At 30.5% G+C, this 25,622-nt stretch carries 27 protein-coding genes and 1 riboswitch; of the genes, 11 read left to right on the forward strand and 16 right to left on the reverse strand.

The features are described 5' to 3' along the window. Window positions 1-61: 61 nt before the first annotated feature. On the reverse strand, window positions 62-559 hold the full coding sequence (locus CRN98_RS14225; protein WP_097028093.1) for a QueT transporter family protein: 498 nt from the start codon (window positions 557-559) through the stop codon (window positions 62-64). 231 nt (window positions 560-790) lie between these two features. Here CRN98_RS14225 and CRN98_RS17785 point away from each other — a divergent pair, with 231 nt between their 5' ends. The 3 genes from CRN98_RS17785 to CRN98_RS14235 all read left to right on the forward strand — a co-directional run bounded on the left by CRN98_RS17785 (window position 791) and on the right by CRN98_RS14235 (window position 3,109). Further along, window positions 791-946, forward strand: a complete 156-nt coding sequence (locus CRN98_RS17785) for a hypothetical protein (RefSeq protein ID WP_179632167.1) — start codon at window positions 791-793, stop codon at window positions 944-946. Between the two features lie 40 nt (window positions 947-986). Beyond that, window positions 987-1,415 carry a DMT family transporter gene (locus tag CRN98_RS14230; RefSeq protein ID WP_179632169.1) on the forward strand — a complete coding sequence of 143 codons (429 nt, stop codon included), beginning with the start codon at window positions 987-989 and terminating at the stop codon, window positions 1,413-1,415. Between the two features lie 308 nt (window positions 1,416-1,723). After that, complete coding sequence (locus CRN98_RS14235; protein WP_097028095.1) at window positions 1,724-3,109, forward strand: MATE family efflux transporter; 1,386 nt, start codon at window positions 1,724-1,726, stop codon at window positions 3,107-3,109. Between the two features lie 257 nt (window positions 3,110-3,366). On the opposite strand, the gene CRN98_RS14240 is transcribed toward CRN98_RS14235, so the two are convergent. From CRN98_RS14240 to CRN98_RS14265, 5 genes are all read right to left on the reverse strand, one after another. Further along, window positions 3,367-4,563: an oxygen-binding di-iron domain-containing protein gene (locus CRN98_RS14240; RefSeq protein ID WP_097028096.1), complete on the reverse strand. Its 1,197-nt coding sequence runs from the start codon at window positions 4,561-4,563 to the stop codon at window positions 3,367-3,369. A gap of 138 nt (window positions 4,564-4,701) precedes the next feature. Beyond that, window positions 4,702-5,187 (reverse strand): PIN domain-containing protein, encoded by a 486-nt coding sequence (locus CRN98_RS14250; RefSeq protein ID WP_097028097.1) that lies wholly within the window; start codon window positions 5,185-5,187, stop codon window positions 4,702-4,704. Between the two features lie 901 nt (window positions 5,188-6,088). After that, entirely contained in the window at window positions 6,089-6,994 is a 906-nt protein-coding gene (locus CRN98_RS14255) for an HD-GYP domain-containing protein (protein ID WP_097028098.1), read from the reverse strand. Window positions 6,995-7,033: 39 nt separating this feature from the next. After that, complete coding sequence (locus tag CRN98_RS14260; protein WP_097028099.1) at window positions 7,034-7,378, reverse strand: hypothetical protein; 345 nt, start codon at window positions 7,376-7,378, stop codon at window positions 7,034-7,036. Window positions 7,379-7,528: 150 nt separating this feature from the next. Beyond that, window positions 7,529-8,443: a hypothetical protein gene (locus CRN98_RS14265; protein ID WP_097028100.1), complete on the reverse strand. Its 915-nt coding sequence runs from the start codon at window positions 8,441-8,443 to the stop codon at window positions 7,529-7,531. Between the two features lie 179 nt (window positions 8,444-8,622). Between CRN98_RS14265 and CRN98_RS14270 the strand changes: the two genes are divergently transcribed. Then, window positions 8,623-8,862 (forward strand): GIY-YIG nuclease family protein, encoded by a 240-nt coding sequence (locus CRN98_RS14270; protein WP_097028101.1) that lies wholly within the window; start codon window positions 8,623-8,625, stop codon window positions 8,860-8,862. Window positions 8,863-8,909: 47 nt separating this feature from the next. On the opposite strand, the gene CRN98_RS14275 is transcribed toward CRN98_RS14270, so the two are convergent. Beyond that, window positions 8,910-9,488 carry a DNA-3-methyladenine glycosylase I gene (locus CRN98_RS14275; protein WP_097028102.1) on the reverse strand — a complete coding sequence of 193 codons (579 nt, stop codon included), beginning with the start codon at window positions 9,486-9,488 and terminating at the stop codon, window positions 8,910-8,912. 356 nt (window positions 9,489-9,844) lie between these two features. Between CRN98_RS14275 and CRN98_RS14280 the strand changes: the two genes are divergently transcribed. Both CRN98_RS14280 and CRN98_RS14285 read left to right on the forward strand, forming a co-directional pair. Then, window positions 9,845-10,378 (forward strand): DUF2953 domain-containing protein, encoded by a 534-nt coding sequence (locus tag CRN98_RS14280; protein WP_179632171.1) that lies wholly within the window; start codon window positions 9,845-9,847, stop codon window positions 10,376-10,378. A 14-nt stretch (window positions 10,379-10,392) separates the two neighbouring features. Further along, window positions 10,393-10,875 (forward strand): GerW family sporulation protein, encoded by a 483-nt coding sequence (locus CRN98_RS14285; RefSeq protein ID WP_097028104.1) that lies wholly within the window; start codon window positions 10,393-10,395, stop codon window positions 10,873-10,875. Between the two features lie 115 nt (window positions 10,876-10,990). Here CRN98_RS14285 and CRN98_RS14290 read toward each other — a convergent pair whose 3' ends face one another. After that, entirely contained in the window at window positions 10,991-11,329 is a 339-nt protein-coding gene (locus CRN98_RS14290; protein WP_097028105.1) for an arsenate reductase family protein, read from the reverse strand. Window positions 11,330-12,067: 738 nt separating this feature from the next. Between CRN98_RS14290 and CRN98_RS14295 the strand changes: the two genes are divergently transcribed. Then, window positions 12,068-13,279, forward strand: coding sequence for an alanine--tRNA ligase (locus CRN98_RS14295; protein WP_097028106.1), 1,212 nt, complete (start codon window positions 12,068-12,070; stop codon window positions 13,277-13,279). A 102-nt stretch (window positions 13,280-13,381) separates the two neighbouring features. On the opposite strand, the gene infC is transcribed toward CRN98_RS14295, so the two are convergent. From infC to CRN98_RS14315, 4 genes are all read right to left on the reverse strand, one after another. Beyond that, complete coding sequence (gene infC / locus CRN98_RS14300; RefSeq protein WP_097028107.1) at window positions 13,382-13,870, reverse strand: translation initiation factor IF-3; 489 nt, start codon at window positions 13,868-13,870, stop codon at window positions 13,382-13,384. Window positions 13,871-13,980: 110 nt separating this feature from the next. Then, window positions 13,981-14,796 (reverse strand): MetQ/NlpA family ABC transporter substrate-binding protein, encoded by an 816-nt coding sequence (locus CRN98_RS14305; RefSeq protein WP_097028108.1) that lies wholly within the window; start codon window positions 14,794-14,796, stop codon window positions 13,981-13,983. 31 nt (window positions 14,797-14,827) lie between these two features. After that, complete coding sequence (locus tag CRN98_RS14310) at window positions 14,828-15,466, reverse strand: methionine ABC transporter permease (RefSeq protein WP_097028133.1); 639 nt, start codon at window positions 15,464-15,466, stop codon at window positions 14,828-14,830. Between the two features lie 6 nt (window positions 15,467-15,472). Next, window positions 15,473-16,429, reverse strand: a complete 957-nt coding sequence (locus CRN98_RS14315) for a methionine ABC transporter ATP-binding protein (protein WP_097028109.1) — start codon at window positions 16,427-16,429, stop codon at window positions 15,473-15,475. Between the two features lie 73 nt (window positions 16,430-16,502). After that, a riboswitch (SAM riboswitch) is annotated at window positions 16,503-16,620 on the reverse strand. A 247-nt stretch (window positions 16,621-16,867) separates the two neighbouring features. On the opposite strand from CRN98_RS14315, the gene CRN98_RS14320 reads away from it, so the two are divergent. After that, complete coding sequence (locus CRN98_RS14320; protein WP_097028110.1) at window positions 16,868-18,328, forward strand: hypothetical protein; 1,461 nt, start codon at window positions 16,868-16,870, stop codon at window positions 18,326-18,328. 197 nt (window positions 18,329-18,525) lie between these two features. Continuing rightward, window positions 18,526-19,953, forward strand: a complete 1,428-nt coding sequence (locus tag CRN98_RS14325) for a hypothetical protein (RefSeq protein WP_097028111.1) — start codon at window positions 18,526-18,528, stop codon at window positions 19,951-19,953. A 100-nt stretch (window positions 19,954-20,053) separates the two neighbouring features. Here the strand turns inward: CRN98_RS14325 and CRN98_RS14330 are convergent, their stop codons facing one another. The 4 genes from CRN98_RS14330 to CRN98_RS14345 form a co-directional block, all read right to left on the reverse strand. Continuing rightward, the gene (locus tag CRN98_RS14330; protein WP_097028112.1) at window positions 20,054-20,521 is read right to left on the reverse strand and encodes a pyridoxamine 5'-phosphate oxidase family protein; all 468 of its coding nucleotides are present in this window, start codon (window positions 20,519-20,521) and stop codon (window positions 20,054-20,056) included. A gap of 18 nt (window positions 20,522-20,539) precedes the next feature. After that, window positions 20,540-21,529, reverse strand: a complete 990-nt coding sequence (locus tag CRN98_RS14335) for a hypothetical protein (RefSeq protein WP_097028113.1) — start codon at window positions 21,527-21,529, stop codon at window positions 20,540-20,542. Window positions 21,530-22,310: 781 nt separating this feature from the next. Continuing rightward, window positions 22,311-22,802: a methylated-DNA--[protein]-cysteine S-methyltransferase gene (locus tag CRN98_RS14340; RefSeq protein WP_097028114.1), complete on the reverse strand. Its 492-nt coding sequence runs from the start codon at window positions 22,800-22,802 to the stop codon at window positions 22,311-22,313. Between the two features lie 13 nt (window positions 22,803-22,815). Then, complete coding sequence (locus CRN98_RS14345; protein WP_423237105.1) at window positions 22,816-24,117, reverse strand: voltage-gated chloride channel family protein; 1,302 nt, start codon at window positions 24,115-24,117, stop codon at window positions 22,816-22,818. Between the two features lie 186 nt (window positions 24,118-24,303). On the opposite strand from CRN98_RS14345, the gene CRN98_RS14350 reads away from it, so the two are divergent. Continuing rightward, entirely contained in the window at window positions 24,304-24,489 is a 186-nt protein-coding gene (locus CRN98_RS14350) for a DUF6440 family protein (protein WP_097028115.1), read from the forward strand. Between the two features lie 33 nt (window positions 24,490-24,522). Further along, complete coding sequence (locus CRN98_RS14355; protein ID WP_097028116.1) at window positions 24,523-25,284, forward strand: CPBP family intramembrane glutamic endopeptidase; 762 nt, start codon at window positions 24,523-24,525, stop codon at window positions 25,282-25,284. Window positions 25,285-25,622 lie beyond the last annotated feature (338 nt).

The following is a 25,622-nucleotide window of genomic DNA, read 5'->3' on the forward strand; positions in this document are numbered from 1 at the left end:
ATAAAAAAGCTTTGCATTAAAGAATTGTTAATTAATTCTTTAATGCAAAGCTATTTTTTATCTAACTATTAAATATTCTTTTTAACTGTTGATTTTTTTCTATAAAAAGCATTAATGGCAAACCAAGACCATAGCATGCTAAAATCTGTCCGAACCCTACTTGAAGCATAGTTATAGCAATAGGCCATTTTAAAGTATAGTTTAAAAGCCAACCTACTATAAGTGCATTTACTACTACTGGTGGCATTGGTGCTAAATATTTTTTAAATCTCAGATTGCTCTTACCAATTAAATAAGTCATAAAAGCTGCTATAAGTGAAGCTAAAGACCCAAATATTATATCTAGTGGTCCAACGGGACTTAATAGATTTGATATTAAACAACCTACAAAAAGACCTGGTATAGCTGCCGTTGAAAAAAAAGGCAGTATTGTAAGAGCTTCTGCAACTCTAAACTGAGATGCTTGATAACTCATTGGGTAAGTTAAGTACATTGTAACAACTGCATATATTGCAGCAATTATAGCGCTTAGTGCTAAATTTCTTGTATTTTTTTTCATATCTAATACCTCCATAGTTTTATTTTAAGGCAGGATGGTTACGAACTGCCTGTACCTATATTAACTTAACACTTGATAAGTTTAATGCAAATAATCCTATAAGTCAATTCAAAAATACACACTTTCCAATTAATATAAACCTTCAACTAAATAAATTATCTTATAATTTCTTATACATTTTAAACATCACACGTGCCCTCTTCTCATAAAATACATTAGGGGGTGAATATTATGAAAAAACTATCCATATTTTATAGGCTCCTTTTCACTTTAATATTTATACTAATAGTGGAAATTATACTAATCTATATTGGTCATAAAATGGAATCTGAAAAAACTCTTAGGGAATTTAAACTTGAAACATCAATAATTTGTTGTGATAAATAACATTTAAAATAATATACATGAATTTAAGGAGATGATATACATGAAAGAAATAATACCCTACATATTTGCAATACTTATAGGTTTATTTACTACCGCTGAATCTTATATGAGTTCAGAGCTTGGAGAAATGACTAGTCCATCTATATCTACATTTTATAATCTTTTTATAGGAGCAATTGTATTTGCTGTTCCTCTTGTTTTAAGTAACAATATAAATAAATCTGTAGAAATTTTAAAAGCCAGACCTCTTTTATTAACAGGAGGAATTTTTGGAGCCTTTATAATATATTTTATAGCTAAATCAGTACCCATATTAGGTCTAACGGTTACTCTTACTTTATCTATAGCTTCTCAAACCCTTAGCAGTTTTTATCTTGATACATTTATATACAAACATGCTTCACTTGGAATATATGAGATAATTGGAGTGCTATTTACTTTAGTGGGAGTGTGGTTTATGGTAAAATAGCATATTATCTCTTGATATTAAGATTATATTTTGCTATAATTTCAAAGGAAAACTCTATTATTAGCCAATGAACAGTACCCAGCTGCTAATGATTATATAGGGTTTCATAAAAACTTTATATATAACTGACAACTATAAACCTATAATTGTCCAAGTGCCGAAGGTAAACACTTTGAAAAGCTTCATCAAAGTGTTTTTTATTTGCCCTAATTTGCGCATAATTTGCAATCTTTTTCAACTTTATGTCAAATATGCGCATTCCAATTACATTAAGGTATTTTATTAAATATTACATAGGAGGAACATCAATGAATTCTCAATCACATAGCTTTTTTAGTGATCTTATCAATGATAAAAAATTTAAAAATAATTTATTAAAACTCGCACTACCTATAACTATTCAAAACTTCCTTACTTCTTCATTAAATATGATTGATACTGTTATAATAGGTAGGCTTGGAGAAAAAGAAATTGCAGCAGTAGGCATTGCAAATCAATATTATTTTTTATTTAACCTATTGATTCTTGGGATTGTAGGAGGATGTGGAATATTTATATCTCAATTTTGGGGTAAAAGAGATATAGATCACATCAAAAAATTCTTAGGATTAGGATTTTTAGGACTTACGGTATTATCCACTATATTTACTTTAATAGCTTTAATTTTCCCAAAACAAATTGTTCTTATATTTAACAGTGATCCTATGGTTATAGAACATGGAGTTAAATTTTTAAGAATTGTAAGTTTAAGCTACATTTTTACTGCAATAAGTTTTAACTATGCTTGTGCATCTAGATGTGTAGGAAAAGCAATGGTGCCAATGATAATTAGTGCTATAGCTGTACTAATAAATGCAATACTAAATATCATCTTTGTATTTGGATACTTTGGCATTTCACCAATGGGAGTATCTGGTTCAGCTCTTGCTACTTTAATTGCAAGAATAATAGAAGCAACAATAATGATTATCTATATATATAAGACTCATGGTGTACTTGCTTCAAGCCTTAAAGATATGTTTAATTTTGATTTAAAACTTGTGAAAAGCTCTTCAAAAATAATACTTCCAGTTATATTAAATGAAGCCTGCTGGGCACTAGGTAACATTGCATATGTAGTTGCTTATGGCAAAATAGGAACTGAGGCTTTAGCTACAGTGCAAATAACCTCTAATATACAAAATCTATTTATGGTTGTAAATCTTGGAGTTGCAAATGCAGCTTCAGTTATGATAGGAAATGCCATTGGTGCCTGTGAAGAAAATAAGGGTAAACTTTATGGAAGACGCTTTGCATTTATATCAATAAGCTTAGGAATTATTATGGGTGGAATGCTTGCCATTAGCTCTCCTGCTATAATAAATTTCTTTAAAGTATCTTCAGAAGTTAGGACAAGCGGTATTTATATATTATATATAATTTCAGCTACTATGTTTTTAAAGATGTTTAATACAGTGTTTGCAATTGGAATACTTCAAGGTGGCGGAGATTCTAAGTATTCCTTTAAACTTCAAATGGCAACCCTTTGGGGTATAGGAGTTCCTTTAGCTTTTATAGGAGCATTATTTTTAAAACTTCCAGTTCATATAGTAGTAGCCATTGTATGTATTCAAGAAGTAGTAAATATTTCTATAGCTATACCAAGGCTTTTATGTGATAAATGGGTAAGAAATGTTACCGAATGCGTTGCATAATTTAGAAAAAATGCGACATTTTTAATGTTGAACGGTCGTATGGAATTTGAACCTAGGAAAGCGTTCATTTCGCTAAAAACGGCTAATATTTATAAATTTGAAATATCTAAGCCTTCTAAACTCGCTGTCGCTCAGACAGTAGAACGCTCTATACGATATTTTAAATTTATAAATAAAGCCGTTTCAAAGCTCATTCAATGCTTTCTACGGTTCAAATTCCATACTGCATTCAACATTAAAAATGTCGTAATTTCCTACTAAAGCTCTTTTAATAGCTTTTCTGCAAAACTTTTTCCAAATTGTACGCACTTTCTTAGTTCCTCTTCAGTTGGCACGTACTTTATACTTAGTGGTTCCTCTAGTACCTTTACTTTAGCTTTCTCTAAATGTTCCTTGAGTATCTTAGGTGATTCTCCACTCCAGCCATAACTTCCAAAGGAAGCCCCTACTTTATTTATGAACTTAAGTCCCATTAGTTCTTCAATATATTGGCTAAGAGAAGATAATATTCCGTTATTTATGGTAGATGAGCCAAGTAATAATCCCTTTGATTTAAAAATATCTGTAATAACATCGTTTTTATCTGCTGTTGCAGAATTATAAATTTTGTAGCTTAATCCTGATTCATCAACACCTCGTGCTATATAATCTGCCATTTTATGAGTTGCTCCATACATAGAATTATATAAAATAACTACACTTTTTTCTGAATTCCACTTTGCCCATTCATAATACTTTTGTACAATCTCCATAGAATTTTTTCTCCATATAACACCATGAGCTGGAGCTATTATATCAATAGGTAAATTCATTCCTTGTAACTCTTCTATTTTTTTAGTGACAAGCTTACTAAAAGGAGTTAGTATATTAGCATAGTATTTTAATGACTCTTGCCAGACTTCATCTTCATCCACCATGTCATTAAATATGTCTGAAGATGCATAATGCTGCCCAAAAGCATCATTTGAAAACAGAATATTTTCCCCAGTTAAATATGTAAACATACTATCTGGCCAATGGAGCATACTTGCTTCTACAAAAGCAATATCATTTTTCCCTATATTTATCTTATCCCCTGTACCTACAACTTTGAAATTCCAACTCTCATTTTCATGATAATACTTCTTAGTACTTTCTAGCCCTTTCTTTGATACAACAATAGTTGCATTTGGACAGTATTTCATAATATGTGGTAATGCTCCTGAATGGTCTGGCTCTGCATGATTTACTACAACGTAATCAATTGTACTAGGATCAACTACCTCTTTTACATTTTCTAAAAATTCGTCTGTAAGTTTCTCTTTCACAGTATCTATAAGTACCGTTTTTTCGTCTTTTATAATATACGAATTATATGTACTTCCTCTATGGGTTGATAATTCTCCTCCATGAAAAGCTCTTACTATCCAATCAATTCCTCCAACCCAATAAACATATTTTTTTAATTTCCTCATGAAAAAGCCTCCTATTTAACTATTTTTCAAATTCTCTTGCAAGGTCCTTTAGATGCTCTCCTGTTAATCTATATACAGTCCATTCATCCATTGCAACTGCACTCATATGCTTATAGAACTTAATTGATGGATTTATATTTATAATTTTTCTATATTGTAATACGCCCTTAACTCCTCAATAAATTCATAAAAACTTAATACACTATCATTTCCTAATATAATTTTAGCACTACGTTGTATTTTTTTATCATCAGTAACTAAAGTGTATTCCTTATTATTACAAATACAAATAAGTTCGTAATCATTTTTAGAGAGCTTATTTTCATTTATATAATATATGTTTTTTTTATAATCATATCTAATGTCTACATTGGAGCTTAAATTTTCTTTTATACTACAACTGTTTGATTCTATTATGTGATCTAGTAATTTTAAAAACTTATTTGTAAGTACAGGTACTCCATTAAATTCTTTAAATTCCTTAGTAGACAGCTCACCTGCTATATGCTTAGAAATTTTAAAATCAACACCTTCTGCATCTTCTATTGCCTTTATTATATAAGAACATTCATTCCAAATTTTTATAATTATATTTGCATCTAATAAATATTTTTTATTTTCCATGTTATTGTCTCCCTTTAGAAAAAATGCTCCATTTTAGGATAATGTTGAACCTCCAGTATGGGATTTGAATTTAGGAAAGCGTTCACTGCGCAAACAAGCTCTAATATTTCTGCCTTTTAAAACACCTAAACTTTCTAAACTCGCTATCGCTCAAACAGTAGAAAGTTCTTAACGGTGCTTTAAGGCAGAAATAAAGAGCTTCTAATGCTTGTTCAATGCTTTCTACAATGCAAATCTCATACTTATGTTCACCATTAAAAATATCACTCAGACTTACTGACCGAAGGAAGGAATTTGGATTTGTCCAAAGTTCCCTTTAAATATATACTTATCAAAGGGTTGGCAAGCCCGCAGACCGATAGGTCGCAAAATATTAATCATTCTATTTTTTATCAAAAATCTTTTATTGTATTACCATATCTTTAATCTGTAAATTAAATTTCCTCATTTATTTCGTATAAGTTCTTGTAAACTCCTAGGGCTATCGCCCTAAAATATTTTTAGAAATTCAGTTAGCTGAATTTCTTCCTTCAGCAGTTCACATGAAGACATTTTTAAAGTTGACGGAGTATAGAATTTTCATCGTAGAAGGCATTGAATGAGCTTTAAAGCGGCTTTATTTATAAATTTAAAATTTCGTTAAGAACCTCCTACTGTCTGAGCGACAGCGAGTTTAGGAGGTTTAGAAATTTTAAATTTATAGATATTAGCCGATTTTAGCGAAATGAACGCCTTCCTAGATGAAAATTCTATACTACTAGTCAACTTTAAAAATGTCGTAATATCCTTTTATTAGTTTTTCCCATAAAAATATTAAAATATCCTAAAATCAAGTTAATCCCTAATCGTTATTTAATGATACACTCACTTTTAACAATTAGGGATTAATAACTAGTAATTTTTAAATTTTTTCTTCTTTCATCAATATTTGTTCAAATATATCTACAATTTTTTCATCATAATGAATACCTTTTAATCTTTTAAGCTCATCCATTGCAATTATTGGAGATAATGCTTTTCTATAAGGTCTATCGCTGGTCATGGCATCATAGGTATCCACTACAGCTATAATTTTTGCTTCAATACAAATTTCATCTTCCTTTAATCCATGAGGATATCCAGAACCATCTAACCTTTCATGATGTTGACGTATTATTTCTCCAACTTCTTGAATACAAGAGTTTTTCATTAAATCGTAGCCATCCTCTGGATGCTTTTTTATATAATCAAATTCCTCTTTTGTTAAACGGCCTGGCTTATTTAAGACTTCAATAGGTACATTAATTTTCCCAATATCATGAAATAATGATGCATATAGCAAATTATAAAGAGTCTTATTATGTAATTTTAATTCTTTAGCTATTCTAATAGAATAATCCTGTAATCTTAAATTATGTTCTTGGGTATACATATCCTTTTCCGAAACTTTTTCCACTATAACATTTAATTCACTAATTTCATTACTTAAATAATGAAATTGAAGTTGAGAACTAACACATAAAAGTGTAGTGTTAGCTTCTGCTTTAAAATATATAGACTCTTTAAGTCCTTTTACATTGAAATATTCATTTTCATTTACAAATATATGTTTTGAATTTATTGTAGTGCTAAGCATTCCATCTACTACATAAAAAAATTCCATTAGCGATTCACTTTCACCTGGGAAAAGTATGAATTTAGTATCTGCCTGTATTTTGTGAATCATCACTTCTGTTTCATCTCCAGTAGCAACCAGTGATACTTCCTGTGATTTTTTACTTATCTTTTCAATATAAGGATCATCCTTTGAAAAAATTATTTCATTCATTATGTTCCTCCTAGAAAGTCAGACTGTAATTAACTTAAATTAATCTCCTAGCGTTCTTATAGGATCAATTAAATAAACTTTATCTCCTATGGTAACTTCAATATATTCCTTTTCAATTTTAATGTCTTCTTTTGCAGCTTTTTTTATCAATACTTCAACCCTTTTATCGGTCTTTTTTATTAGATCTTCAGCTATCTTTTCTGGGTCCTTATTCTCCTTATATGACTTTGAAACTGCTTTATCAATCATATTATAAATTTGTTCATTAGTTTTGTTTACATCATCTAATATTTTACCATTATCCACTCCCGCAGCTTGTACAGGTGTGCATAAAAGTCCAAAAACCAATGTAGCTACTGACATTCCCTTAAAAAACTTTCTCATTATGTTCCCCTCCATTTTTTTATAAGCTTTATTTCTAAACTTATAAATCAGTGTTAAAATTCAAACCCCACTTATACAATCTAACTTTCTAAGAATTACCAAAACCTTTCATATTTATTATATAAGCCTTGGAAAGAAAATTCAATAAATTTATATTTCGTGGCTTATATTCTTATAAACCTTTCCCATATAGTCTTCTACTATCACTTCTATTTTTTCTCTACTATTTTCATTAGAATCAGTGTCATATTCAATGTTATCTTCATAATGTATTTCTTCTATTTTGAAATCCTTTGTCATTCCAAATGGTTTAACATAAGAAGCATTTTTATCCTTTAAAACTCCATTTTCTAATATCTTAATTTCACTTTTTAAATTACTATTACTATAAACTTTTACGGTTATATTTTTCATTTTAAGCATATTTTCATTAATTTTTGTACTATCGTTCTCAAATTTTAAATCATATTTATTCAAAATATTTATAGCAAATTTTAAATTTGCATGTCCCTTTGAAGATGTCTTTGTATTAGGCATGAGATTAATATTAATTCTTTTATTGAATTTATCTAAAAATGGAATATCCATAAGTTTTTCACTAATTGTATTTTTATCACTTTTTGCAATTACTTTAAACTGATAATTATTTTGATATGGAATACTTAATGTACATCCATAATTTAAATTTTGTAAATCCTGAACTTTAACCTCATTCCACTTAGCTACATTTTGGGTTCCTTCTTCTACTGCTCCATAAAGTAGATAAACATTGTACTCATTACTAAGTTCCCGCAAACTCCATTTAAAATCAAGCTTTACTTCTTTTAGATCCTTACTTAAGCTAAGCACCTCATGCTCTACATTATATACAAACTTTTTTTCTTCATAAAACTCATTAAGTGTTTTTGAAACATTAGAACTAATATTATTTATTTTATTATCCAAATGTGATGTAGTATTTTTTACCGAGTTAACTTCATCTTTAATGCAAGATATATCAAAAAATAATTTTATATTTAATATGAAAATCAATATTATGATACCGTATAATATTCTTTTTTTCATTTATACATCTCCCTTTATTCAAATTTACATTTTATTTAATTAAAATAGATCTTAATTAGAATCTAACTACTGGTGATTACATAATGAAACTATGCTATAATTACCTATAGTTGCTCATTAATCATAGGGTTTCTAGTATTTAGTACTTGATTTCTATTTTAAAAAAGGTGGACTAGCTTATGTGTTATGTTTATATGTTAGAGTGTTCTGATAAAACTTTATATACTGGTTGGACGAATAATTTACATAAAAGAATAGAAGCCCATTCTAAAGGTAAAGGTGCAAAATATACCCGATGTAGGCTTCCTGTAAAACTTGTATATTTTGAAGAGCATGATGATAAAGTTTCCGCCCAAAAGAGAGAATATGCCATAAAACAATTGTCTAGAATTCAAAAATTAGACTTAATAAATAAATAATATTTCAATTACTTTACATGAAATTCCTTAAAAGGTTTCATTATTTTTTATTTTAGATTTTTAGTTTTCAATTCCGCATGCCTAAAACATTCCACTACATGATCATTAATTATTCCCATAGCTTGTAAATATGAATATACTATAGTTGGGCCCAAAAACTTAAATCCTCTCTTTTTTAAATCCTTACTTATAACTTCGGATAATTGAGTTTTAGATGGAATATAAGATTCGCTTTTCCAAGAGTTAATTACAGGTTTATTGTCAACAAAACCCCAAATATATTTACTAAAATTTCCAAATTCTTTTTGAACTTCAATAAATTTTTGAGCATTATTTATAGAAGCTCTAATCTTTTTTTCATTTCTTATTATCCCATCATATTGTAATAGTTCTTGAATTTTTTCTTCATCAAAATTAGCTACTGAGCGAATGTTAAAATTATCGTATACCTTTCTATAATTTTCTCTTTTTCTTAAAATTGTAATCCAACTTAAACCTGCCTGTGCAGATTCTAACACTAAAAATTCAAAGTGCTTGTTATCATTAAATTCAGGAACTCCCCATTCTTCGTCATGATATTTTATATAAAGTTCATCCTCTCCGCACCATGAGCATCTCTTTTTCATAACTCTTCACCTCCAATGAATATTATATTTTTCTTCTTATTTTTTCTTTATAGTCTGATATTAAATTCAAATTTACAATTTTTTAATAATAACATCAAATATTGATAACTTATCAATAACTTTCAACTAATACTTTTATTAATACTTTCCATACTATATGTAGAAGCATAATTAATGAAATATCTCAATAAATTGAGATGTGCTGATTTATAATGAAATTATAAATTTCTATAAATCATGCATGAAACACCTAAATAAATCGAGATGTGCTGATTTATAATGAAATTATAAATTTCCATAAATCATGCATGCTTCTTATAGTAATGGAGATGTTGCTTATGTATATACTCTCAAGTTTGATACTTGTATTTTTGTTTTTAGCTTTAATACTTGTAGTATTATTAATTACAATACCTATAAAAATTGCATTTGCATTTAACTCTCAGGAATTTACAAATGTTAATTTAATTGCAACATGGTTAAAACCTTTATTTAAAATAGTTATAGTTAAAACCGATGAAAAAATGTTTTACACACTGTATTTATTTAATAAAAAAGTTTTAACTAACAATCTTACAAGTAAAACATTAGCTAAGGACTATGTTAAAAAAATACAGCTTACACGTAATTTAAAACCTCATTTCATTGATATCAAAGCTTCTTATGGTTTTGAGGATCCTTCTGTCACTGGAATGGTTTGTGGTGTTATTAACTTAGCATCAGATTATCTTGGTGTAAATGTTTTATACAACAATCCTGATTTTAATATGGATTATAACTATTTTAATATAAGTGGTACAGCTGAGCTGAATACAATTTCAATAATAGCTATGCTTCTCAAGTTAACAAAATCAAATTTAGCAATGCAGCCTTTGCATGCTATTAAATAAGGGAGGATTTTACTATGAGTGATAATACAACTTTTTCACAAAACCTAGGTACATTATTTACAGACCTTCACAATTTTGTTGATACAGATTCAGTTTTAGGTAAACCGCTGTCTGTAGGTGATAAAACTTTAGTTCCTGTAATGTCTGTTACACTTGGATATGGAAACACTGGCATGTCAACAAAAATGCAGGCAGTTAATAGTACTAACGCTTCCAGTGGAGTTGGCTTAGGTGCTAGAATTTCCACAAGTTCAGTTATAGTTATAGATAAAGATAACGTATCAATGCTTCCTGTAAATGAAAAAAATACCATGGGTCAAATGATGGATAAACTTCCTCAAACACTATCATCTTTGGGCCAAAACATGATGCAGCCTGGTATGAATCAAAACCAAGGTCAGCAGCAACAACAGCAAAATCAATCACAAAGTAGTCAAAGTTCTACTCAAAACAAACAACAGAATAACTCTAGCAGCTCATCAGGAAGTATGTCATAGAAAATAATAATTAGTAATTAATAAATAACAGATAATAATTTTAGATGAAAGTCGACTTTAAGTCGACTTTCTACATTAATTATTACTTTTTATCTACTATGTATTATTTAATAATTTACTCCCATTCTTTCCAAATTTCTGGCTCATAGCCTACAGTAGCTTGTTTCCCATTTCTTACTATAGGTGTTTTATAAAGCTTTGCATTGTTTAAAAGTATTTCTTCTTTAACACTATCATTCCTTATATTTTGAAGATTTGACTTTTCATATTCTTTAGATTCCTTATTTATTAAATTCGAAAGACCCACCGCTGCTTTAACACTTTCAAGTTCTCTTTTACTTAATGCTTTCATACCCAAATCTATAAATTGATAATTAACTTTTCTTTCCTTAAAATATCTTTCTGCTTTTTTTGTGTCAAAGCACTTCTTTGTTCCATAAATTTGAATGTTCATTTAGAATTTTCTCCTTTATATTAACTTACAAATAATAATTTTCCGCTATATTAAAATTATAGGTTATATTTTTACATATTTCTACTAAAAGTATAAACTATAATTATGTTTTATGATAAAATAAAATGAAATTGCGACATTTTTAATGTTGGTTAGCCGTATGAAATTTACATCTAAGAAAGCGTTCATTTCGCTAAAAATGGCTAATATTTATAAATTTAAAATATCTAAGCCTTCTAAACTCGCTGCCGCTCAGACAGTATAAGGCTCTTAACGATATTTTAAATTTATAAATAAAGCCATTTTAAAGCTCATTCAATACTTTCTACGATGTAAATTCCATACTCATAAGCATTAAAAATGTCTTCATTAGAACTACTGGAGGAAGGAATTTCGTATTAACGAAAATTCCTACAAAATCATATGATTATAGAAATTTAGTTCACTAAATTTCTTCCTTTAGCAGGTATAAGTGATGTTTTTAATGTTGAACATATAGTATGAGATTTGCATTGTAGAAAGCATTGAACAAGTATTAGAAGCTCTTTATTTCTGAATTTAAAGCACCGTTAAGAACTTTATATTGTTTGAGCGATGGCGAGTTTAGAAAGTTTAGGTGGTTTAAATTCAGAAATATTAGGGCATCTTTATGCAGCGAAGGCTTTCTTAAATGCAAATCTCATGCGGTAGGTTTAACATTACGTTAAAATAGCATACTTTTTTTAAGGAGTGAATACTTTGGAAAAACTTTATTATGAAAATCCTTATGTAAAGGAATTTACTGCTGAAATATTAAATATAGTTGAAAAGGGAAATAAATATCATGTTGAATTAGACAAAACCTATTTTTATCCCGGCTCGGAAAATATGCCTTGTGATATAGGAGAAATAAGTTCTCTACCTGTATCTTATGTATATGAAGATGGTGAAAAGATATATCATGTGCTTGATACAAAACCTATAAAAATTCATAAGGTTAAATGCACCATAAATTTAACTAAAAAATATAATTATATGCAACATAATTTGGGTAAGCTTTTACTTTCTCATTACTTTTTAGAATTATTTAATGCAAATACCGTTAAATTTCACTATGAGGATAATTACACTTATATTGATATAGACAAGGTTCTCACCTTTGATGAAATCAAAAAGGTTGAGGAAATAACAAATGAAATAGTTTTTAATAACATTAGCATTGAAAGCTTTTATGCAACAAAAGCTGAACTAAAAAAACTATCACTTAAGAAAGTTTCCCCAAAGGGAAATGAAAAAGTTAGAGTAGTTAGAATTGAAGATATTGCGATAGCTCCATATAGCGAACTACTTCCAAGTTCAACTATAGAAGCTCAAGTAATTAAAATTGTTAGATGGGAAGCTTTGAGTAAAAATACACGAATTGAATTTTTATGTGGCTCAAGGGCAGTTTCCGATTACATTTTAAAACATGAATGCATAAAATCCATGTTTAATTTGCTAAAATGTGATAATGAAAAAGATGCTCTAGCAAAAGTACAAAATCTTAGAAATGAACTTAATGATGCCCTTAGTGAGAAGGGAGCCTTAAAGGCAGAAGTGGCAGAATATGAAGTTAAAGAGATTTTAAATAACTCTGAAAATATAAACGATGTGAAGATAATTAAAAATATATTTGGCAATGGTGATTTAAAATACATAGATCTCTTAGCTTCTAAATTAGTATCCTATCCTAAAGTTATAGTTTTATTTGCAATAAAAACTGGAGATAAAGCTCAATTAATCTTTATGTGTTCCAAGGATTCAAAAGTCATGAGCATGAACTTACTTTTAAAGGATGCCATAACTTTAATTGATGGAAAAGGTGGCGGAAGTGATTTTTCAGCTCAAGGTGGAGGAAAGGATAATAATAATTTAAGTTCCTGCATTGAGTATGCATACAAGAAAGTGTGCAGCTATCTGCATGATTTATAACAAGAGACTTTCTCGTAGTAAACATCAAAAAATAGCTAATCCCTAATCTCTAATAGTTATTAGAGATTAGGGATTAGGAACTAAAATAAATTGCCCTGCAACTTATTTTTTTGGTGCTAAAATCATAGTCATATTGTTTCCTTCAAGTTTTGCTGGTTTTTCAACAGTTCCAATTTCTCCCATTAGTTCAACAAATGACTCCATAATCTTATATCCTACTTGAGTATTATTATTTTGTCTTCCTTTAAACCTAATAGAAACTTTAACTTTATCTTCATTAGATAAAAACTTCTTAGCATTATTAGCTTTAATTTGAATATCACCAACGTCAATTGTTGGACTTAATCTTACTTCTTTAAGATTAACAACCTTTTGATTTTTTCTATTTTCTTTTTCCTTTTTAGATTGCTCATAAAGGAATTTACTATAGTCCATTATTCTACATACTGGTGGATTGGCATTAGGAGAAATCATAACTAAGTCTAATTCTCTCTCTTCAGCCATCATTAAAGCATCTCTAGTGCTTATAATTTTGCTTTCATCTCCATCAATTAATCTAATTTCCTTTTCTCTAATCTCTTCGTTTAACATAACATCCTTACTAATAATACCGCCTCCAAAATTTCAATTTATACAATACATCTAGTATACATTATTATTTGCCATATTACAAAGATTATATTACAAAGAAGAATTTATTTTTAAAATGATGGAATTATTGCTCCTTTATAATTTTCTTCTATAAACTTTTTAATTTCTGGTGAGTTAATAGCCTCAACTAAGGCTTTAATGTATTCTTTATCCTTATTATCTTCTTTTACTGCAATAATATTAGCATATGGTGAATCCTTTGCTTCAATTGCTAAAGCATCTTTAGTTGGATTTAATCCTGCTGGCAAAGCATAGTTTGTATTTATTACTGCTGCATCAACATCTTTTAAAGTTCTTGGAAGCTGAGCTGCTTCTAATTCTTCTATTTTTATATTTTTAGGATTTTCAGTAATATCTAATTTAGTAATTAGTTCTCCTTCTTTAAACTTAGCAATTCCTTCTTTTTCAAGTAATCTTAAAGCTCTTGATCCGTTTGTTGAATCGTTTGGTACCGCAATTGTTGCTCCATCTTTTAAATCTTTTAGATCTTTAATTTTATCAGAGTATAATCCCATTGGCTCCAAGTGAACTTTTGCAACAGAAGCTAAATGAGTACCCTTTTCTTTATTAAATTGTTCTAAGTAAGGAATGTGCTGAAAGAAGTTTGCATCTAATTCCCCTTGCTCAACTGCTGTATTTGGAATAACATAATCATCAAACACCTTAATTTCTAAAGTATAACCTTTTTTCTCTAGTATTGGTTTTACCTTTTCTAGTATTTGCGCATGCGGTTCTGGAGTTGCCCCAACAACTATCTTCTTTTTATCTTCAGGCTGAGCTGCTTCCTTATTTCCACATCCTGTTAAACCAATTGCCCCTAAAACTACTGTACTTGCAAGTATTGCTGATAATATTCTCTTTTTCATTATAAAAAGCCCCCTATTTATTAAAATATTTTTATTTGTTTACTTTTTTATATATTAGAGTTCCTATGCTTTGAAGCACTTGAACTAAAACTACTAAAACTATTACTGTCGCTATTAAAACATCATTTCTAAACATATGGTATCCATATCTTATTGCTACATATCCAAGTCCCCCTGCACCAATAGCACCTGCCATTGCTGAAAATCCTACTACACTAATTGCTGTAAGGGTTATCCCTGATACAATAGAAGGAAGCGCTTCTGGCAGCATTACCTTGAATATAATTTGTGAAATACTAGCCCCAAAGGATTTTGCAGCTTCAACTACACCTTTATCTACTTCTTTTAAAGCTGCTTCTATAATTCTTGCTACAAAAGGTGCTGAACCTATAGTCAGTGGCACGATTGCAGCAGGAGTTCCAATAGACTTTCCCACTATAAATCTTGTAACTGGTATAAGGATTACCATTAAAACTATAAAAGGAAAAGACCTTAAAATATTTATTATTGTATCTAAAATTTTATAAACTGCTTCATTTGGCTTTAGTCCATCCTTAGCTGTTATTATCATTATAATTGCTGGAATAAATCCTATTAATACTGCTAAAGCTGTAGAAATTAAAACCATAATTAAAGTTTCACCTAAAGCTGGAAGTAATATTTGAGTTATCATACTTTATAGCACCTCCCAATGTACATTTTTTTTATCTAAATAGGAAGTAACTTGATTCTTCTTATCTTCTGTAACATTAATTACAAGACTTCCAAGTACTACTCCATTAAACTTCTCAAGTTTTCCCCAAACAATGGACACGTCTATGTTAAGTTCTCTAGCCATAGCTGTTATTACAGAACTTTTACTTATCTCCTTTGGGAAGAATAATTTTATATTTATCCCCTCCTCTGGCAGTATCTCTTCTTCTCCTAAAAGATTTTCTAAATCCTTACTTGGATTTAAGAATACTTCTTCTACCTTTCCAGACTGAATTAATTTTCCACCTTCCATTAAAGCAACCTTTGAGCAAGCTTCCTTTATAACCTCCATTTGGTGAGTTACTATTACAATTGTTATACCTAATTTGTTATTTATCTCTCTTAATAACTCTAAAATGGACTTTGTGGTTTTAGGATCTAAAGCCGAAGTAGCCTCATCGCATAATAAAACTTCCGGATTAAGAGTTAATGCTCTTGCAATTGCCACCCTTTGCTTTTGTCCCCCACTTAGTTCCTTTGGCATACTTTGAGCCTTATCCTCTAAGCCCACAAGGAATAAAAGTTCTTGCACTCTTTTATTTATATCTTCTTTACTATATCCCCAAGTTTCCATAGGGAGAGCTACATTTTGCCACACGTTTTTTCTATTTAATAAACTGAAATTTTGAAATATCATACCTATATTTTTTCTAAATTCTCTAAGTTCCTTTTCTTTAAGTTCTTTTACTTCTTTGTTTTTTACTATTACGCTTCCTGAATTATAGCCTTCAAGTCCATTTATACATCTTAAAAGTGTAGATTTTCCCGCCCCACTATGTCCTACAATTCCATATATTTCTCCTTTTTCTATAGTAATACTTACATTTTGTAAAACCTGATCTTCACCGAAGAATTTATTAACATTATTTATTTCAATCATTGCTGCACCCCCTAGTATCTAATAAAAAAATAAAGACCTAAGGATAACCTTAGGTCTAAAAAGATCCCATCTACCCTCATCTCTCAGCTTTCGCTGCAGGATTTAGCACCTTATATATACTATGATTAAACATAATATATATTGGTTGCCGGGTTTCATCGGGCCAGTCCCTCCACCACTCTTGATAAGTTCTATTCGCTTTTATTGTTTTTTATTATATTACCATTATAAAACCTTGTCAATAACTTTTTCAACTAAATATTTCATAAAATGTGACACAATCAATTCTGTATCATATATTATAGTACAAGTTTTAGGCGTTGCCTTAGTTTTATAAGGGAACTCCCACTGAATTGAGATGTACTGATTTGTTACGAAACCAAAGATTTCTATAAATCATTGATAATCATGTATAAATTATGCAAGGAGTGTATGTTTATGGATAGATTTAGAAATATAACACCTTTTAATGGTTTTTATGAAGATGCTAATTTAGGTCAGCAAAATAACTACGTCTGGGCGATGTCCGAACTAGGCGCTTATATATATGTTGGAGTAGGAAAAAATATAGTTTATTCATTATTAGGTTCTCTACTTAATGTTCCTATTCAATATATTTCCGAAGCTTTTATACCAAAGCCTTCTATAAACCCAGGAGCAGAAATTTGGCGATATAGAAAGGATGGTTCTGAAAATTGGACACAGGTTTATAAATCTAACCTTCAAGATGACATAGGTGATTTTAGATATATGATCAACTATAAAACAGCATCAGGAAAAAGAGTATTATTAGCTGCTGCTAATTCATTCTCATCTTCAGTTAAGATGCTAATATCTGAAGATGGAGAAATCTGGGAAGATGCGAGTCAAGGCATTACAGTTGGTGATACAGCAAGGGCTATGGTAGAACACAATGGAAAAATGTATTTAGGAGTAATGAAGAGACTTGGCGGGAGTTTAGAGACAATTTTATATGAAACAAATGAGCCTAAAAACGGATGGACACAAGTTGAAATAGGAACTGGATCAAATAATCCTCGTGGAGAAATTGCATCAATGGAAAGCTTTGATGGTAATCTTTATATTGGTACAGCTCCTCCTGGAGGGCTTGAAGTATGGAGAACTAGAGAAGGATTACCTCGAAAGGATCAATGGAAGCTTGTTGTAGATAAAGGCGCTGGCGAAGCATTAAATCAACTACCTTTAAGCATGAAGGCTTTTAAAGGCAACTTATATGTAGGAACCGGCATATGGTCTGGAGTTTTCAGCATAGATCCTAGTAAAAGGTTTGCTCCTCCAAAGGGATTTGACCTTATAAGAATCTCTTCTGATGACACTTGGACCGTAATTGTTGGAAATGAAGCTATTTCTCCTACAAATCCAACTACCGATGGAATTAGACGTCCTGAAATTTCGGCAGGCCTTGAGAATGCTTCAAATGCTTACTGCTGGCAACTTAAAGAATATAATAATAGACTTTATTTAGGCACCTGGGATTGGTCAGTACTACTTCCTGCTTTTATAAAAACTCTAATTGAAAATTTTCCAGACATTACATCAAAATTATCTGGCGTTAATATGGACAATATAAAATCCTTGGATTTTAATAATTTAAATATTCAAGATTTAAATATTGCTTCTTTAGACCCTAACTACAATTATGAAACATTGATAGAATCAATTTTACAATCTTTGATGAGTATGAAAGGGACTCAAGGGGGAGATCTGTGGGTTTCGCATAATGGATTTGAATGGAGATATATAACTTTGAATGGACTTGGAGATCCTCACAATTATGGAATAAGAAATTTGCTCCCGTCAGAAAACGGTATGCTTTATGTTGGAACTGCTAATCCTTACGAAGGATGTGAAGTTTGGGTTTCAAAATGGCGTTGCTAGTCTTTAAGTGATATTACAGATAATGTTCAATGAATAATCATTTTCAATGAAAGTCCCCTAAAAGGGGCTTTCTTTTGGTTTTAGGCTTTGGCTTGTAACATATACCCCATGCCACTAGTATCATGTATTATAACACTAATACTATGCTAAAAAAAATGAGAAACAAATATATTAAAACTTTAGGAGATGTCTTTATTATGGGAAATAATTTATGCTCAAGATGTGGCAATTTATTAAAAAACCCAAGTTTTGAATCCGGCTTAGATGACTGGAACAGTAACAATGTAACAGTAGTAGGTAAAGAGGCCGGAGTATCTAGACCTTTTGAAGGAGTTTCAATGGCCAGTATGAATCGAGGAATCTCTAGCTTATCACAAGATGTTTTATTAGAAGCATGCTGCAATTCTCCTCTACTTGTAAGTTTTCAAATTTTCCGTGGAGCTCCTAATGGTCTTATTGGTGACCTTATAGTAGAAGTTCTTTGGTTAGATTCTACTGGAAATATCATATGTACTGGTCTTAGATCATTTATACCTTTTGAACGAACTTCTAATCTGGACAACAGATTAACTTTTGTTGAAATAACTGATACACCACCTTATAATGCTGTATCAGCTAGATTACTGATTACAAAGGGGTCTTTAGCAGATGAAATAAATAATATAAATAATATATTAGATATAGATCAAATAATTCTTACCCCAATAAGCTCAATTAATTTGGTAACTAACTCAGGATTTGAACTAGGCAGCCAATTTTGGAGTAATATTAACGCCAATGAGTCCTTTTTTTCAAACTATGAGGGAACTGGTGATATACTACTCAGTGCCACTAATGGTACTTTGATGCAAAATATACCAATTAATAGTTTTCCTCGTGGGTCATCTTTCTTATTAAGTTTTGCTGTTCTTAGCAACAATCCTGATTCTATACTCAAGGCTCAAGTAATATGGTTAGATAAAAATGGAAACTCCATTGGTACAGGTCTTGATTTATTAATAAATGGAGAAACTCTTGCTTTTGCCAATAATTATGTAACTTATATTGACGTAACTACACCTACTCCTAAAAATGCAGTTACAGCTCAAATTAAGTTTACAGCTACTGGCACATTGAATATATTCAGCATTGATAAAGTTATATTTGCAAGGGTTAATTCTATGAATCTTTTGGTAAATCCAAGCTTTGAAAATTCTAATTCCCCAAGTCCATGGATAGCCAGTGGTTTAACTACTGTAAATCAAGATTCACAGGCTTATGAAGGAACTAGATCATCTAATCTACCTGAACTAGGAGGCTATATTTATCAAGATGTTTCTATTATTCCAGGACGATGCTATTTGCTTAACTTTGGATATAGAACCCCCTTTAGCACTACTGCTGGAAATTTGCTTGCAGAAGTTATATGGCTTGATAGAAATAGGCGTGAAATTGGACTAGGTCTCAATATTATTATTGGTGAAGATACCGCTGTGGGTGCCCTTAAGTGGCTCACTTATTTAGGGATTACAGAACCAGCTCCAGAAAATGCAGCTATGGCAAGAGTTGAATTTTCTAAATCTTTATCTATTACACTTAGTGGAACTATTGAAATAGATAAAGTTGTATTAGCTAGCCTTGTATAGGATTTAGCTAGTGATTAACTGTTAATATTTAACGAGAGAGAGGGAACTTGTATTTTACTGCGGTTCCCTCTCTTTTGCTTGATAATTGCTTGAAATATTACTACCCTCTTCTTGCCTTACCTGTGATATTTTCAATAGATATTTTTATAACTTTTACTCTTTTATTTGCTTCTTTAATATGTTCTATTCCTGGCTCCATATACCCTTTTGAGTATTTATCTAAAATTCCTACAAGTGCATTATACTTTTCCTCATCATACACTTCTTCAGCCTTTCCAAAAACTATTGCACTTTCATAATTAGTTGTAAACTTTTCAGCTATAGGCTGAGTTTTTCCTACAACACAAAAGGATATCTTATTATTATTTTTAATGTTATCGAGTTTATGCCCTGTTACTGCACAGTGAAAATAAATTGCATCATTCATATAAACATAGCTTAGGGGCACACCATAGGCATATCCCTCTTCATTTACTGTGGATAAAATTCCATACTCACCTTTTTTTAATATTTGGGTAGCATCTTTAGTGTCTACACCTCTGTCTTTTCTTCTGATTTCTCTAAACATTTTATCCTCTCCTCTATACTACTCTTTTTTATCTTCCAAGCATTTTTCTGGATTGAGTCTTATAAACTCCCATTTTCCATCCTTAGTCTTTCTATATTGTGCTATTTCCACATCTGTATCGTTAGTTAGTTGTATGAACTCAATTAAATAATCATGTCCATCTGTACCTTCAAAATATATCTTTTTTACATATCCATCTTGCTTGGTAGGTTGAAGTTTTTTTACAAGTGAACACCAATTTCCATACCTAATAAGTACAGATGCCTCTGCATTATGCGCCCATCCATGATAAGCTGCACATAAAAAATCTTCTTTATAAAACTCTATATTCTCTATTTTATATCCATTTCCTTCTTGAGAAAGATATATATATCCATAATAATAAGAAAAGTCTGTGCCCTCTTTTTCTGACCCTCCTATAGTTTCAATCTCTATAAAATATCTTAAGCTTGTAGGATAACTCAAATCAAAAGGTACTCTCTTTAATTTAATCAAATTTATATGAGCTATATCTTTAAAAGATTTAAGATACTTTTCATAACTTAATTTACCCTTATAATTTGATGACAAAAATGCATAAGCTGCAGGATATGGATATTTAGCATAACCTATTGTTCCGCATCCTCCCATCTTATTTTCATCTAAGTTTTCTGCTTCTCTTAAAATACTAAAGTAATTTATTATAGTATCCTCTGGAGTCTTTAGGAGGTATTCAGGAAGTGTATTTTTTGAAGAGTCTTTTTCTGAAAACAAATCAAAGAATTTAGAATCAAAATTCTTATCATTTAAAATATTAAGTTTAGATGGACGAAAGTATTTTTCAGCATCTGTCTTTGGAGTAGTTATATTATATTGTTTTTTTTCACCTGGCTGCTTTTGAAATTGTCCCCCCATAACCATGGTTGCTTTATCTTTGGGGCCATAAAAATTTAAATATAAAAGTCCTCCTAATAAAATTATTAAAACTGAGCTGATTACTGTAAAGATTCTTCCTTTAGCTTTTGTCATATTTCCTCCAATTAAATAAATATACTTATCTTAAAGTATATTTATTTAATTATGGAAATATCACTTTTAAAAGAAGCACGACATTTTTAATGTTGAGCTGGTCGCATAGAATTTTCATCTAGGAAGGCGTTCATTTCGCTAAAAACGGCTAATATTTATAAATTTAAAATACCTAAGCCTCCTAAACTCGCTGTCGCTCAGACAGTAGGAGGCTCTATACGGTATTTTAAATTTATAAATAAAGCCGTTTTAAAGCTCATTCAATGCCTTCTACAATGAAAATTTTATGCTTCTCTCAACATTAAAAATATCTTCATTTTAACAATTGATACATAAAAATCTTTTAGGCCGACAGCCTGAGAGGTTACAAGAACTTATAAGAAATAAATGAAATCAATAAAAAAATTTATAAATTAAGAATCAGGTACTATGACGAAAAGCTCTTAATAAAAAATTCGCTGAATAATATTCTCCGACCTATCGGTCTGCGGGCTTACCATCCCTCGAATAAGCATCAGTTTAAAAGGAACTTTCGCCAAAGCGAAATTCCTTCCTTCAGTCAGTGAACTTGAATGATATTTTAAATGTTGAACATATAGTATGAGATTTCCATTGTAGAAAGCATTGAACAAGCATTAGAAGCTCTTTATTTGTAATTTTAAAACGCCGTTAAGAACTTTCTACTGTCTGAGCAATAGCGAGTTTAGAAAGTTTAGGCGTTTTAAAATTACAAATATTAGAGCTTCTTTTGCGCAGTGAACGGCTTTCCTAAATGCAAATCTCATACGGTAGGTTCAACATTTAAAATGCCGCAATTTTTTTCATGTTGAAGGAGCCACTCTTTTCTCCAAATACCTCCTGCATAGCCTGTAAGTTTTCCATTTGTTCCAACTACCCTATGGCAAGGTATTATTATTCCTAAAAAATTGTTATGATTAGCATTTCCAACTGCTCTAACAGCCTTAGGATTATTAATGGCTTCTGCAATGTATTTATAACTCACTGTATCCCCAAAGGGTATCCTTGTAAGCTCATTCCAAACCTTTTTTTGAAATTCTGTTCCTTGAGTTTCTAGTTTCACAGTGAAATTTTTACGCTGTCCTTTAAAGTATTCATCAAGTTCCTTTATACACTGTACTAGCACCTCTGGATGTTTTTCTGATGCATCCTCTTCTTTTTCAACAAAATCTACAGATAAAATTGCATTATCACTTGATGTCACTTCTACTAATCCAATTGGTGAATTGTAATAGGCCTTATGTGTATTTTTCAAAATGCATTCCTCCTTATTTTTTACTCTTAATGCTTCCCACCGTAGTTCCTTTAGGTATTTGAAGTATTTTGCTTTTAGTTACTCCAATTAATTGAGATGTATATATTCCATAATGTCCTGAAAAAAGATAACTTATTACACATGTCATAAATATATAAATCATTCCCTGTCCTCCAAAGAGTTCTAATCCAAGTACAAAGGATGAAATAGGGGCATTAGTGGCTCCACAAAATACCGCAATAAGTCCAAGCCCTGCTAAAAATGAAGGTGATAAATTTATTATCGAAGATATAGAATTACCAAAGGTTGATCCTATAAAAAACAAAGGTGTAACCTCTCCTCCTTGAAATCCTGCACCTAAAGTTATGGCTGTAAAAATAAGCTTCCACAAAAATGCAAAGGGGGATACTACAGTTTTAAAAGACTCCATTATCATTGGAGTTCCTAGCCCCAAATAATCACGAGTTCCTGCTATATATGTAAGAATAATTATTATAACTCCTCCTACAAAACTTTTAACCATTCCACTTTTAAAGTATTTAGAAAATATTCTCTTTAAACTATGTACCATTTCACTAAAAACTATGCTTATAATTCCAAATAGTATAGATGAAATAACTACCTTTACTGTAACAAGTAGAGTCATATCTGGTACTCCATTAAAAGCATAATGACTATGCTTAGCACCCAAATAAGTTGCCACCAAATTCCCTACAAAACTTGCTGTAAAGCAAGGAATTAATGCTTCATAATGCATATGACCTATTGCCACAACCTCCATCCCAAAAATTGTACCAGCAAGTGGAGTTCCAAATACAGAACTAAACCCACTACTTATTCCACACATTAGAAGAAGTCTTCTATCCGCTTTATCAACTTTAAATATTTTTCCTATAAATTCCGCTATACTCCCTCCCATTTGAACAGCTGTTCCTTCTCTTCCCGCAGAACCACCAAATAAATGAGTTATAACCGTACCTAGAAAAACTAAAGGTGCCATTCTTAAAGGTACTTCTCCATCTCCCTTATAAATCTGCTCAAGTATTAAATTGTTTCCTTGTGAAGATGTCTTTCCAAACTTTATATATAAAAAGCTTACCAGTGCCCCTCCAATAGGTAAAAGATATAAAAGCCATGGATACTGAGCTCTTTTATCCGTCACAAATTGCAAGCTCCATAAAAATAATCCAGACAAAGGTCCCACAACAAGACCTACTAAACTTCCCAGCATTATCCACTTTATAAAATTTAACGTAAGAGCTGTATGCTCTCTCCCATGTGCTAAGTTTAAAACCTTATTTTTGAACTCATTCAAAACTTTCTTCCTTCCTCAGTTGATTAAAATTCCAGGTTCAACATTATCTTAAAATGCCACAATTTTATTATACTATTTTATTTTAAACAACTTAATAAATTATACAAAGAAATTTTTTTATTAGTGATATTACATATAGGTCAATTAGTATATATAGAAAGAGGATAAAATTAAGGGGGAAATTTTATGTTTAATAAAGGTGAAGATAGGTTTCAGATAGCTTACAAACAGGGAAAGCTTTCAGGATATAAGGTAATAGTTGATAAGAAAACAGGAGTAAATTATTTGTTTACCTACGATGGATATGCTGGTGGACTTACTGTCCTTTTAGATAGAGAAGGAAACCCTGTAATTTCTCCTTCAGAAAAATAATAAGTATTTCTTCAATGTTTAAGGAGGGATTTTATGTCTCAAGAAACTTCAAATAGTAAAACTGTAGAACAACATTCTATTTTAAAATCAATATTTTTGCACTTATTCCCAGGATTACTTGCACTTACTTTTTACTGTCTTACTGCTCCTATTGCAGTAGCCTATGGCTTTCCATCCATGTTTGCTTTTATACTTGCTATGATTTGTACATCCCTTCCCTTTGAACTTGGATATTTACTTTATCAAAGTGAACAAATTAATGGTGAAATGTCCTTAAAAGGATTATTCGATTTTAAAAGCAATTTATGCTTGGATGAATATCTTTTATTAGTACCTGCTTTAGTAATCTGGGGAGCTGTATGCCTTGGCTTTATAGGACTTGTAATAGATCCAATAATCATAAATAAACTTTTTTCTTTTTTACCTGAATGGTTTAATGTAAATGACATTATATATAATGCTCCAAAATATCCTAGCAATGCTTTAATAGTTACATTAGTGCTTTCCTTTATCGTACTAGGGATTATTGCACCTTTGATAGAAGAATTATATTTTAGGGGATACCTACTCCCTAGGATTTCTGAATATGAATCTACTTCCCCTTTTATAAGCGCTATATTATCTTGTATGTACCATTTTCATACTCCATGGCAACTTTTTAGTAATTTACTTTTTTACTGGCCATTCGCACACTTAGTTTGGAAAAGAAATGACTTAAAACTTGCCCTTTATATACGTGTAATACTTGGAATTGGCTTATCGCTTAGCTTGATTCCACTTATTTGGGTTGAATAGCACGACATTTTTAATGTTGAACGGTTAGCATGGCATTTGCATTTAGGAAAGCGGTTCACTGCGCAAAGAAGCTCTAATATTTCTGACTTTAAACCACCTAAATTTTCTAAACTCGCTGTCGCTCAGACAGTAGAAAATTCTTAACGGTGTTTTAGATTCAGAAATAAAGAGCTGCATGATTTATAGAAATTCTTTGATTTCGTTATAAATCAGTACATCTCAGATAATGAGATGTTTCTACTATCTGCTTGTTCAATGCTTTCTACAATGCAAATGCCATACTTATGTTCAACATTAAAAATATCATTTAAACTTACCGACTTAAGGAAAGAATTTCG

The organism is Clostridium peptidivorans (assembly GCF_900205925.1).
GTDB lineage: Bacteria > Bacillota > Clostridia > Clostridiales > Clostridiaceae > Clostridium_AK > Clostridium_AK peptidivorans.

What these genes read in the sequence shown, in the direction of transcription:
- CRN98_RS14225 (WP_097028093.1), bottom strand. Translation starts at nt 559, where the DNA reads ATGAAAAAAAATACAAGAAATTTAGCACTAAGCGCTATAATTGCTGCA.
- CRN98_RS17785 (WP_179632167.1), top strand. Translation starts at nt 791, where the DNA reads ATGAAAAAACTATCCATATTTTATAGGCTCCTTTTCACTTTAATATTT.
- CRN98_RS14230 (WP_179632169.1), top strand. Translation starts at nt 987, where the DNA reads ATGAAAGAAATAATACCCTACATATTTGCAATACTTATAGGTTTATTT.
- CRN98_RS14235 (WP_097028095.1), top strand. Translation starts at nt 1,724, where the DNA reads ATGAATTCTCAATCACATAGCTTTTTTAGTGATCTTATCAATGATAAA.
- CRN98_RS14240 (WP_097028096.1), bottom strand. Translation starts at nt 4,563, where the DNA reads ATGAGGAAATTAAAAAAATATGTTTATTGGGTTGGAGGAATTGATTGG.
- CRN98_RS14250 (WP_097028097.1), bottom strand. Translation starts at nt 5,187, where the DNA reads ATGGAAAATAAAAAATATTTATTAGATGCAAATATAATTATAAAAATT.
- CRN98_RS14255 (WP_097028098.1), bottom strand. Translation starts at nt 6,994, where the DNA reads ATGAATGAAATAATTTTTTCAAAGGATGATCCTTATATTGAAAAGATA.
- CRN98_RS14260 (WP_097028099.1), bottom strand. Translation starts at nt 7,378, where the DNA reads ATGAGAAAGTTTTTTAAGGGAATGTCAGTAGCTACATTGGTTTTTGGA.
- CRN98_RS14265 (WP_097028100.1), bottom strand. Translation starts at nt 8,443, where the DNA reads ATGAAAAAAAGAATATTATACGGTATCATAATATTGATTTTCATATTA.
- CRN98_RS14270 (WP_097028101.1), top strand. Translation starts at nt 8,623, where the DNA reads ATGTGTTATGTTTATATGTTAGAGTGTTCTGATAAAACTTTATATACT.
- CRN98_RS14275 (WP_097028102.1), bottom strand. Translation starts at nt 9,488, where the DNA reads ATGAAAAAGAGATGCTCATGGTGCGGAGAGGATGAACTTTATATAAAA.
- CRN98_RS14285 (WP_097028104.1), top strand. Translation starts at nt 10,393, where the DNA reads ATGAGTGATAATACAACTTTTTCACAAAACCTAGGTACATTATTTACA.
- CRN98_RS14290 (WP_097028105.1), bottom strand. Translation starts at nt 11,329, where the DNA reads ATGAACATTCAAATTTATGGAACAAAGAAGTGCTTTGACACAAAAAAA.
- infC (WP_097028107.1), bottom strand. Translation starts at nt 13,870, where the DNA reads ATGTTAAACGAAGAGATTAGAGAAAAGGAAATTAGATTAATTGATGGA.
- CRN98_RS14305 (WP_097028108.1), bottom strand. Translation starts at nt 14,796, where the DNA reads ATGAAAAAGAGAATATTATCAGCAATACTTGCAAGTACAGTAGTTTTA.
- CRN98_RS14315 (WP_097028109.1), bottom strand. Translation starts at nt 16,429, where the DNA reads ATGATTGAAATAAATAATGTTAATAAATTCTTCGGTGAAGATCAGGTT.
- CRN98_RS14320 (WP_097028110.1), top strand. Translation starts at nt 16,868, where the DNA reads ATGGATAGATTTAGAAATATAACACCTTTTAATGGTTTTTATGAAGAT.
- CRN98_RS14325 (WP_097028111.1), top strand. Translation starts at nt 18,526, where the DNA reads ATGGGAAATAATTTATGCTCAAGATGTGGCAATTTATTAAAAAACCCA.
- CRN98_RS14330 (WP_097028112.1), bottom strand. Translation starts at nt 20,521, where the DNA reads ATGTTTAGAGAAATCAGAAGAAAAGACAGAGGTGTAGACACTAAAGAT.
- CRN98_RS14335 (WP_097028113.1), bottom strand. Translation starts at nt 21,529, where the DNA reads ATGACAAAAGCTAAAGGAAGAATCTTTACAGTAATCAGCTCAGTTTTA.
- CRN98_RS14350 (WP_097028115.1), top strand. Translation starts at nt 24,304, where the DNA reads ATGTTTAATAAAGGTGAAGATAGGTTTCAGATAGCTTACAAACAGGGA.
- CRN98_RS14355 (WP_097028116.1), top strand. Translation starts at nt 24,523, where the DNA reads ATGTCTCAAGAAACTTCAAATAGTAAAACTGTAGAACAACATTCTATT.